This window comes from Actinomyces sp. oral taxon 849 str. F0330, assembly GCF_000239715.1.
Lineage (GTDB): Bacteria > Actinomycetota > Actinomycetes > Actinomycetales > Actinomycetaceae > Actinomyces > Actinomyces johnsonii.
The window spans coordinates 111454-122154 of the sequence record NZ_JH470348.1; the positions used below are offsets into that span (position 1 = coordinate 111454).

The window sequence follows — 10701 nt, forward strand, 5'->3', positions numbered from 1 at the left end:
CTAGGGGGCCGGGGAGACCGGTCCCGCTCAGCCCCCGCGGCCGGAGTTCCAGCCCTGGGTTCCCAGGTCCCCGGAGTCGTTGGCCTCCAGGAAGGCCTCCAGACGGGCGCCGATCTCGTCCGCGCTGGGCAGGTTGAGGACGGGTGCCGAGGTGTCGACCTCTCCGGCGGCGATCCGGGGGGCCATGGCGTCGTACTGGGCCTCCAGGGCGGAGACCACGGCGCTGACCTCCGGCTGCTGGGCGGCCTCGGCGTTGATCTCGGCGCGGTTGATGTTGGCGGCCGCCTCCAAATCGCCGACCGGAAGCGCCAGGCCGGTGGCCTGAACGACGGCGGTCAGCAGCGCCGAAGCGCCCTGCGGAAACTCGTCGCGGGCGACGTAGTGCGGTATCGCAGCCGAGACCCCCCGAGAGTCCAGGCCCAGCTCGCCCAGCCGCAGCTCGAGGTAGGCCGCCATCGAGCCGGGCAGCTCGACATGGCCGAAGAGCTCGGGCTGGTTGGGCAGCAGGTCGGGCCGGCTGCCGTGATGGTGGACGTAGGTCGGGCGCGTGTGGGGAACGGCCATGGGGATGCCGCTGATTCCGACGGCCTGGCTCACGCCCATGGAGACGGCCAGGTGCGCCACGGCTCCGACGAACTCGTCCCACCGGTAGTCCGGCTCGGCGCCGTGCAGGAGGAGAAGGTCCTCGCCGTCATCGTCATGAAGGAGGTCCAGGACCAGCTCGGGCATGACCACCGAGGAGTAGGTGTTGTGGACGAAGGTCATCGTGGGGCGCCGGGCGCGGTAGTCCACGAGGGCATCGACGTCGAATGTGGCCAGGCGCTCGCTGGGCAGCGTCATGAGCAGCTGGTCAACGGCCAGGGCGCCGGCATTCCCGGCGTCCATGGCTCCCTCGAAGTGGTGGATAAGGACCCGCGGGGAGATTGGCTGATCCGCGGGGTGCTGGATGGTGAACAGTGGTCTCACGAGCCCGTCTCCTCCTGTCTGGTCTGGTCCGTCCCCCGCGGCGGGTGTCCGTGTGCGCGCCCGCCGCCCTGCCACGAGGATAGGGTGGGGTCGACGGCTCCGGGGAGGGTCGTGTCGGTGTCGTGCAATGGTCTCAGCTCGATGCTCGGCTCGGCCTCGGCTCAGTCATGTGACGTTGGCCCAGGACGCGATTCGGCGTTTTATCAGGATTCGTACGGGTTGGTACCTGGGAATGGTCGATAGCGTCCTCGGCATTCCTGCCAACGCCTCTCGGGTTGTCGATGTTCCCGCCCGTGCCAGGTTCAGTCGACGTGTTCGCCCTCGGCGTCCCCGCGGGGGGCTCCAACAGGAGAATAATGGGTCGACCGTACTGAAGCCATCACCGACCCCAGTACCCGTCAGCGTCAACCAGTGCCAGTGGGCGCTTCAGGTGCCAGCCGTCCAGAACTCGAACCGATGCGAGGCTTTGTGAGTCAGACGTTCCCCTCCCCCCCGCCATACTCCCAGCGGGAAGCACGTCAGCGGTCAGAGGATGATGCGGGAGACGATGCGGGCAGCGTTCGCGAGCGCGAGCTGCACAGTGAGCAGCAGATCGTCGACCTCGCCTACAGCGAGTTGGATCGTCAGCTCGACCAGGCACGCCGGTCTCTGGCCCGCACCGAGGCGCAGGGCGTCAGCGGCACCCACCAGTCGCGCGGGGAGCGGGACGCCTACGCCGTGCACTACTCCTCACTGGTCTCCTCCCTGGAGGGGGTTGAGGACCGCCTGGTCTTCGGACGGATGGACATGAGCCGGGCGCCCGACGACGCGCCAGGCCCTGCCGGTTCCTCAGCGGTCTCGGGGCGGGGAGCGGGCAGTTCGTCCCCCGTGACCGACGGCGGGCGGCGCCACTACGTGGGCCGTATCGGTCTGCAGGACGCCCAGCACCGCGAGGTGATCCTGGACTGGCGCGCCCCTCTGGCCCGGGCCTTTTACCAAGCCACGGCCTCCCGGCCCATGGGGTTGGTGCGCCGCAGGCATATCGACACCCGGACCCGGCAGGTGCTCGGCGTGGAGGACGAGGTCCTCGACCTCACCGCCCTGGGGTCCGACGACGGCCCGGAGGCCTCCTCCGGGGCCACCGTGGCCGCCGGAGAGCTGCAGGGCGAGGGCGCCCTCATCGCCGCGATGTCCAGCGCCCGCGACGGCCGGATGGGCGACATCGTGGCCACGATCCAGGCCGAGCAGGACCGGATCGTCACCTCCTCGGGCCGAGGAGTCCTCGTGGTCCAGGGTGGTCCGGGAACCGGTAAGACGGCGGTGGCGCTGCACCGGGTGGCCTATCTGTTCTACTCCGAGCGCGAGCGCCTGGAGCGCTCCGGAGTGCTGCTGGTGGGGCCGTCGCGAACCTTCCTGCGGTACGTGGAGCAGGTGCTGCCCTCCCTGGGCGAGACGGGTGTGGTCTCCACGACGATCGGCGACCTGGTTCCGGGTGTTCGGGCGACGGCGCAGGAGGACGCCCGCATCGCCGAGATCAAGGGGCGCGCCCTGTGGGTCGGGGCCCTCGAGCGCGCGGTACGCGGCCTGCAGCGGATTCCCGAGGCCCCGCGCAAGATCGAGGTCCAGGGCGTGCGCCTGACACTGGAGCCCGGCGACGTGCGCGAGGCGGCCTCGCGGGCCCGCCGGGGCGGCAAGCCCCACAACCTGGCCCGGGAGGCCTTCGTGCTGTGGCTGCTGGAGCGACTGACCGACCAGTACGCCGCGGTCACGAACCAGGACGCCTCGGATGCCGACACGCGGGCCTGGATCCGGGAGGACATCCGCACCGCCCGCGACGCCCGCCGGGAGATCAACCTGTGTTGGATGCCGACGACGCCCGAGGGGCTGCTGGAGCGATTGTGGGGCCGACCATCCCTCCTGGAGCAGGTGGCGCCGTCCTTGAGCGGGCGGGAGCGGGCGCTGTTGCGCCGGGATCCGGGAAGCGCGCTGACTGCGGCAGACATCCCGCTCATCGACGAGCTGGCAGAGCTGCTGGGTCCCAGTGAGGACGCCCAAGCCCGGCGCGCCCGGCTGGAGGCCCGGCGCCGGGAGGACCTGGTGGCCTACGCCGCCCAGGCGATCGAGTCCCAGGACCTGGGTGCCGGGATGGTCAGCGCCGAGATGCTCGCCGACCGGGTCTCCCAGGGCGGCCCCACTCTCACCCTGGCCGAGCGGGCGCGGGCGGATCGGACGTGGACCTACGGGCACGTCGTCGTCGACGAGGCCCAGGAACTCGGTGCCATGGCCTGGCGGGCCCTGGCGCGCCGCTGCCCGGTGCGCTCCTTCACGGTGGTGGGCGACCTGGCCCAGTACTCGGGTCCTCACGCCCCGACCAGCTGGAACGAGGTGCTCACCGCCCTGGGGACGTCACCGGCCGAGGACGGCCGCGGGCACCCTCACCACCGGAGGCGCTCCGGGCAGGGCGGGCGGTCGAGGCGCTCGCGCGGCGGGTCGACCCCGCTGCGCGAGGAGGCGCTCAGCGTCTGCTACCGCACACCGGCCACCATCATGGAGACGGCCGAGGAGACGGTGGCGCAGCTGGGCCACCCACCGGTCTACCCGGTGCGCTCGGTGCGAGACCTGCCCAACTGCCTCGAAATCACTGAGATCACTGAGGTAGCCGACGAGACCGCTGGGCAAGACGACGAGACGGACAGGGGCTCCGGCGCCTGGGCACGAGCTCTGCGCGAGGCGGTGACCCAGGAGTCGGCCCGGCTCGACCAAGAGGTGGGCGGCGGCGCCGGGCGCATCGCAGTCATCTCGCCCTCGCCCCGTCGCACCGAGGCCCTCCTGCGACAGGACCCGGCCCTTGCCGCCGCGATGGAGGCGCCGGGCGGGGACGTGCTGCGCTCGCGGCTGCTGGTGGTCAGCGCCGCGCTGTCCAAGGGCCTGGAGTTCGACGTCGTCGTGCTGGTGGACCCCACCGGCATCGGTGATCGCAGCGCGGGAGACCTGTACGTGGCGATGACTCGGCCCACGCGCCGCCTGCGGGTAGTTAGCCGCCTTCCCCTGCCACAGGGGCTCGGGGTGCGCCCCGGCGCCGATCCCCGGTGAGCGCCATCGCACAGGTTCGCCCGCGACCCTGACCCCGCAAGTTACGCCACCGTAGGTTACGGTTGCTCCTGACCGCTCGCCGTCGCGCCTCGCGGCACCCACGGCGAGCGGGGCCTTCCCATCACAGGAAGGCTCCCGGCAGACAAAAGGGGGAGACCCATGAGCGCTCCACGCGCGTCGGATCCCAAGGCGACTGACGACCGCACCGGTCAGAACGGCGAGTCCGGTCACGACGGCGACGCCGCACCGGTCAGCAGTGCGATTGCCCCACGCAACGGGGCGCTCGGCTCCGTCTATCGCGACGCGGGGGTGCCCGAGACGATCGCCGCGGTGAGCGAGCCCCTGTCCTGCATGCTGCGCGACGCCGCCCGGGACTTCCCGGAGCGAGTCGCCCTGGACTTCCTGAGCGCCACCACCACCTACTCCCAGCTGGAGACCCAGGTCGCCCGTGCCGCCGAGGCCCTGCGGGGCGAGTGGGGGTGGGGCGCGGCGATGTCATCGGGGTCATTCTTCCCAACTGCCCCCAGCACGTGGTCCTGGCCTACGCGGCCTGGCGCATCGGTGCGATCGTCGCCGAGCACAACCCGTTGGCGCCGGCCGCCCAGCTGCGCGAGCAGTTCCACATCCACCGCGGACGCGTCATCATCGCCTGGGAGAAGACCCTCGAGCGCCTGGTGACGGCAGTCGGATCCCTGGAGGCGGCGGGCCTTGGGGACCTGGACGTGTACTCGGTGGACCTGTCCCGTCATCTGCCGTTGCGCAGCCGCCTGGCCCTGAGGCTGCCGGTGGCCGCAGCTCGCACCCAGCGCCGCGAGCTGCGCGGCAGGGTGCCGGCCGGGGTGCGCTCCTGGGACGATCTGGTCTCCTCGGCCGCTCCCCTGGCCACGGGCTTCCCGCTGCCGGGCGTCTCCGACACGGCCGTACTGCTGTACACCGGCGGGACGACGGGCACACCCAAGGCAGTGTGCCTGACACACGCGAATCTGCGCTCCAATGCGGAGATGTCACTGGCCTGGGCCTCGCGCACTACGAGCATGGGCGAGGAGACCTTCTACGCCGTCCTGCCCTTCTTCCACGCCTTTGGCATGTCGCTGTCACTGCTGTGCGCGGTGGGGCTGGCCGCCACCCAGGTGGTGCTGCCCAAGTTCGGGGCGGATCTGGTGCTGGCCGCCTGGAAGCGGCGCCCGGCCACCTTCTTCCCCGGTGTACCGGTCATGTTCGACCGCCTGGTGACCAGGGCCCGGGCCACGGGCGCGGACCTGTCCTCCTGCAAGATCGCCGTGTGCGGGGCGGCACCCAACCCGTTGGCCGTGGCCCAGGCCTGGGAGGAGACCACCGGCGGCACGATCATCGAGGGCTACGGCATGACCGAATCCTCCCCCATCATCCTGGGCAACCCCATCTCCCCGGCGCGCCGCCCCGGCACCCTGGGCGTTCCCTATCCCTCCACGCAGGTGCGGCTGGTGGATCCTGAGGACGTCGAGCGCGAGGTGGCCCCCGGCGAGGTCGGCGAGCTGCTGGCCCGCGGCCCGCAGATCTTCACCGGCTACTGGGATAACCCAGAGGAGAGCGCCGAGACGCTGCTGGACGGGGGCTGGCTGCGCACGGGCGACCTAGTGCGCCAGGAGGAGGACGGCTTCTACGTCATCGCCGACCGCCGCAAGGAGCTCATCATTTCCGGAGGCTTCAACATCTACCCTACGGAGGTGGAGGCCGCGGTGCGCTCGATGCCGCAGGTGGAGGACGTAGCCGTCGTCGGGCTGCCGGCCGAGGCGGGCAATGAGTCCGTCGTCGCCGCGATCCTGCCCAAGGAGGGCCAGACGGTCACCCTGGAGCAGGTACGCGAGTGGGCGGCCAAGACCCTGTCCAACTACGCCCTACCCCGCCAGATCGCGATTCTGACGGAGATGCCCCGCTCCCAAATCGGCAAGGTCCTGCGCCGCGTCGTGCGCGAGGAGCTTCTGGCGGCCCGCGAAGCCGCCTCCGGTGCCGCGACCGCTGCGGCCGTCTCCATCGTCGAGCACCTGCCCGGCAGGAACGACCGCAGGGATGGCGGCAGGCATGACGGAGGGGATGAGCAGACCTCCCGTTGATCGCGCCGAACCGTCCATTTACGTCCCTGTCCCTCCTCGAGACCCGCCGCCTCCTCAGAGATGCTGATACACACCACCCCAGACCCCTGACATGAACAACAGCACTACCGATGCCGGCTCTCCGCCGCAGGCCTCCGAGGACCACCGCCAGTACCTGCGTCCTCACTACCAGCCGGGGATCCCCGCCGTGATCGAGGTGCCCGATGCGCCCTTGAGCGAGCTGCTGGAGACCGCGGCGCGCTTCTACCCCGACCGGGTCGCCATCGATTTCCTGGGCGCCGCGATGACCTACCGCGAGCTGCTGGAGGCCTCGGAACGCGCGGCGCAGGTGCTGCGAACCTCGGGTGTGCACAAGGGCGACCGGGTGGCCCTCATCATGCCGAACTGCCCGCAGCACGCCATCGCGCTCTACGGCGCGCTGCGCATCGGTGCGATCGTCGCCGAGCACAACCCGCTGGCGCCCGCCGAGGAGATCCGCTCCCAGCTGGACGCGCATGGCGCGCAGGTCGTCATCGTGTGGGAAAAGGGCATCGATCTCGTCTCTGAGCCGCTCACCGGCGGGCAGCACGGCGGGGATCCGCTCAAGGGCCGCACGGTCTTCAGCGTGGATCTCTCGGCGGCGATGCCCAGGCGCCTACGCGCCGCGCTGCGTCTACCGGTGGAGCGGGCCCGTCGGGAGAGGGCCGCCTTCCGGGCGGAGAACCTGCCGGCGGACGTACGCTCCTGGGACAGGGAGGTGGCCGGCGCCCACCGGATCCCATCGCGCTTCCCCTACCCAGGTGGTTCCGACATCGCGGTCCTGTTGCACACCGGTGGGACGACCGGCACGCCCAAGGCCGCGATGCTCACCCACACCAACCTGCGGGCCAACGCCAACCAGGCCATCGCCTGGGTACCGATGCTGCACGAGGGCGGAGAGAACTTCCTGTGCCTGCTGCCCTTCTTCCACGCCTTCGGGCTGACCTTCAATCTGTTCTGCGCGGTGCAGAAGGCCGCCACCCAGGTGATGCTGCCCAAGTTCTCAGTGGATCAGGTACTCGCCGCGCACGAGCGGCGCCCCTTCACCTTCTTCGTCGGGGTGCCGGTCATGTTCGAGCGGATCCTCAACGGGGCCCAGAGGAAGGGCACGAGCCTGCGCTCCCTGCGCTACGGGGTCTGCGGGGCCGCCCCGATGCCACCGGAGGTGGGGGCCCGGTGGGAGAAGGCAACCGGGGGCTACTTCGTCGAGGGCTACGGCATGACCGAGACGAGCCCGATCGTCGCGGGCACGCCCATGGGTCCCTCGCGCCGCCTGGGGGCGCTGGGCCTGCCTTTCCCGTCCACCGACGTGCGCGTCGTCGACTCCGAGGACCCGGATCCGGCCCGTGAGGTTCCCGATGGGGAGCCGGGCGAGCTGCTGGTGCGCGGCCCCCAGGTCTTCGCCGGTTACTGGGAGGACGAGGAGGCCACCCGGGCCGCGATCCTGCCGGGCGGGTGGCTGCGCACGGGCGACATCGTGCGCAGGGAGGACTCCTTCCTGTGGATGGCCGATCGCAGACGCGAGCTCATTCTCACCGGAGGCTTCAACGTCTACCCCAGTCAGGTCGAGGCCGCGATCCGCTCCCTGAAGGGCGTAGCCGATGTCGCCGTCGTGGGGCTCCCCAACGGCGCCCGGGGCGAGCTCGTGTGCGCCGTCGTCGTCCTGGCCGATGGGGCCGCGCCGGGCTCGGTGACCCTGGAGGCTGTGCGTCAGCACACCGAGCGGACGATCCCCCATTACGCACTGCCGCACCGCCTGGAGGTCATCGAGGAGATGCCGCGTTCCCAGATCGGCAAGGTCCTGCGCCGCGTCGTGCGCGAGCGGGTGCTCGGCTCAAGCAGCTGACCGGCTGCGACGCCAGCGGTCTCCGGGGCTACGGGACGAGTGCCCGCTCCCAGGGCTCGACGTCGCCGGGGACGACCCGGAAAATCGGGTGCGCCTCAAGCCGCTCCGGCAGGGGCAGGAGATCCGGGGCGCGCCCGGCCAGCTTGGCCTCAAGGTGTCTGCGCTCCAGGTCCATCTGCCCGTCAGTCACCGTCAGGCTGACGCCGGTGCACTTCGCCTGGGGCACGTCGATGCGGGAAGCGTCGAAGCGGTAGCCGCGCCGGACGGCCTCCTCGCGCAGTCCCCACAGGTAGGCGCCCACGGCCATAGCCGGAGTGAACGGATCCGGGGCGCCGCGGAAGCGTTCGAGCTGGGGGTGGTTGCGGTAGCCGCGGGTGCGTCCGGCCAGGACCGCCTGGGCCAGCAGCGACTCGCGCCAACATGCCACAAGGCCCGCACGGTCCAGGTGTTGCGGGTGCAGCGACCACATGCGCATGGCGGGCGTACCCTGCCGGTTCTTAGAGCAGCCCGGAGGCGGCCAGGACCTCGCGCAGGGCGGCGACCTCGGCCTCCTCGGCGCGTACAAGGGGTAGGCGCAGGGTGGGGCTGGGCAGGCGCCCCTGAAGGTGCAGGGCCTCCTTGGCCATGACGGCTCCCTGTCCGCCGCCCATGATGGCGTGAACGAGGGGGCGCAGACTCCGGGCGAGGGTGCGGGCGCTGGCCAGGTCGCCGGCGTCGACGGCGGCGATCATCTGGCGCCAGGAGTGGGCGTCGGCGTGGGCGGCCACGGAGATGACGCCGGAGGCGCCGTGGGTGAGCCAGGCGAAGTTGAGGCCGTCGTCGCCGGAGTAGTACTCCAGGCCGGTGGACTCCATGCGGCGGAAACCCTGCTCAACGTCGCCGGTGGCGTCCTTGACGGCCTTGACGCGGGGGTTCTCGGCCAGGCGGGCCAGGGTGTCCTCGGTGATCTTCACGCCGGTGCGCCCGGGGATGTCGTAGACCATGACGGGCAGGTCGGTGGCCTCGACGACGGCATTGATGTGCTGGTAGACGCCCTCCTGGCTGGGGCGGTTGTAGTAAGGGGCGTTGATGAGCAGGCCCTCGGCCCCGGCCTCCTGGGAGGCCACGCCGATGCGCACCGCGTGGGCGGTGTCGTTGGAGCCGGCGCCGGCCATGACCATGGCGCGTCCGGCCAGGGCGTCCTTGACCTGGCGGATCAGCTCCTGCTTCTCGGGGGTGTGAGTGGTCGGGGACTCGCCGGTGGTACCCGACAGGAGAATCGTGTCGGCGCCATCGTCGACCAGGCTGACGGCCAGGGCGCGGGCGGCATCGAAGTCGACTTCCCCGCTGGGCGTGAAGGGCGTGACCATGGCGACACCGACGGAACCGAAGCTGCGGGAGGGGGCTGCGCTCATGGTGCCACCCTAACGCGGGCCGGGCGTACGGAAGATGCGTTCTCACGATCTGTCGGATAGGCGAACAGCGGACAGCTGTGCAGGCCGATTATGTCCAAATGGGACGACTTTGAAGTCTCCGTCCCCTACCAATGCCGGGTCGGGAACCCTCCGACCTGCACAAACGCAATCTGGCTCCGTGAGACGACCCAGTCAAAGTCGTCCCGTACGGACACTTTCCCGCCATACGCCTTGCCACCGAGCGCTCTCCAGGCCTTGTGCCCATGGCGCCTGGGCCTCCAACACCGACATGCGCAACGGTCCTAGGCTCGAGTCATGGACTCCTCGACCCCCGCAAGCTTCTCGTCTTCCAGCAGCCGGGACGACTCCGTTCTGGGCGCCGATCCGCTGGCCGGACTCGGCTCCGACCTGGACGCGCGCGCACCGCACCAGCACTCCCCTGGCACTCACGACCCGCATGATCACGACGGTCCCCAGGTACCAGAGGGCTTCGTGCGCTCTGCCCGAGTGGAGGACCTGGCGGCGATCGGTCGGGTCCAGGCCGCCACCATGCTCGCCTCCCTTCAGGCGGGACACGCCGCCGAACATGGCGCGCCATTGCCCGAGGGTGTGCGGGCAATGATCGCCGCCCCCGTCATCGCAGCGGGCTGGGAGACGGCGGTGGCCGAGCCGCCCTCGCCTCAGCATCACGTCCTGGTGGCGACCACCGCCGGGAGCGAGGCCGAGGAGCGGACGGTGGTGGGTCTGCTGGGCCTGGCCCCCACCCAGTCCATGGATGCCGAGGGACACGTTGATGAGGCCGGGGTGCAGGCCGTGGAGGTCACGGCGCTGGGCGTCGCGCCCGCCGACCAGCGCCGGGGGCACGGCTCCCGGCTCCTGGCCGCGGCCGTGGACCTGGCCCATCAGAACGGGGCCAGGGCGCTGGTGGCCTGGGCGGTGCGCGGGGACGAGTCGGTCAGCCGGCTCTTGGCCTCAGTCGGCATGGCGCCCACCGGGGCCCACCGGGTTCTCGGCGTCGGCGACGGCATCACCGAGGACTGCTGGGCGGCATCCCTATAGAGAGATCGGCAGTGCTCCGGCTCGCCCCGTTTCTGTCGTCTCAGAGGTCGAGCAGGGCGTCCAGGCCGATGGTCAGGCCGGGGCGGTTGGAGACCTGCCGGACGGCGAGGACTACGCCGGGCATGAAGGAGGCCCGGTCGAAGGAGTCGGTGCGGATCGTCAGCTGCTCGCCGGGGTTGCCGAGTACGACCTCCTCGTGGGCGGTCAGCCCCCGCAGGCGCACGGCGTGGACGTGGACGCCGTCGACGACGGC

General features: G+C 71.0%; 7 protein-coding genes and 1 pseudogene. 4 read left to right on the forward strand and 4 right to left on the reverse strand.

All coding sequences use genetic code 11. The features are described from left to right. Window positions 1-27: 27 nt before the first annotated feature. Window positions 28-966 (reverse strand): proteasome assembly chaperone family protein, encoded by a 939-nt coding sequence (locus HMPREF0975_RS00470; protein ID WP_009232114.1) that lies wholly within the window; start codon window positions 964-966, stop codon window positions 28-30. Window positions 967-1422: 456 nt separating this feature from the next. Between HMPREF0975_RS00470 and HMPREF0975_RS00475 the strand changes: the two genes are divergently transcribed. From HMPREF0975_RS00475 to HMPREF0975_RS00485, 3 genes and pseudogenes are all read left to right on the forward strand, one after another. Then, window positions 1423-4038 carry a HelD family protein gene (locus HMPREF0975_RS00475; RefSeq protein WP_009232115.1) on the forward strand — a complete coding sequence of 872 codons (2616 nt, stop codon included), beginning with the start codon at window positions 1423-1425 and terminating at the stop codon, window positions 4036-4038. Window positions 4039-4197: 159 nt separating this feature from the next. Beyond that, a pseudogene (locus HMPREF0975_RS00480) lies at window positions 4198-6131 on the forward strand (AMP-binding protein). A 91-nt stretch (window positions 6132-6222) separates the two neighbouring features. Then, complete coding sequence (locus HMPREF0975_RS00485; protein WP_009232117.1) at window positions 6223-7995, forward strand: AMP-binding protein; 1773 nt, start codon at window positions 6223-6225, stop codon at window positions 7993-7995. 28 nt (window positions 7996-8023) lie between these two features. Here the strand turns inward: HMPREF0975_RS00485 and HMPREF0975_RS00490 are convergent, their stop codons facing one another. After that, window positions 8024-8470, reverse strand: a complete 447-nt coding sequence (locus tag HMPREF0975_RS00490) for a pyrimidine dimer DNA glycosylase/endonuclease V (RefSeq protein WP_009232118.1) — start codon at window positions 8468-8470, stop codon at window positions 8024-8026. 22 nt (window positions 8471-8492) lie between these two features. Then, window positions 8493-9389 (reverse strand): 4-hydroxy-tetrahydrodipicolinate synthase, encoded by an 897-nt coding sequence (dapA, locus tag HMPREF0975_RS00495; RefSeq protein ID WP_009232119.1) that lies wholly within the window; start codon window positions 9387-9389, stop codon window positions 8493-8495. 315 nt (window positions 9390-9704) lie between these two features. Between dapA and HMPREF0975_RS00500 the strand changes: the two genes are divergently transcribed. Beyond that, complete coding sequence (locus HMPREF0975_RS00500) at window positions 9705-10448, forward strand: GNAT family N-acetyltransferase (RefSeq protein WP_009232120.1); 744 nt, start codon at window positions 9705-9707, stop codon at window positions 10446-10448. 40 nt (window positions 10449-10488) lie between these two features. Here the strand turns inward: HMPREF0975_RS00500 and HMPREF0975_RS00505 are convergent. Then, the coding region (locus HMPREF0975_RS00505) for a dihydrodipicolinate reductase C-terminal domain-containing protein (protein WP_009232121.1) at window positions 10489-10701 on the reverse strand (213 nt) is incomplete at its 5' end.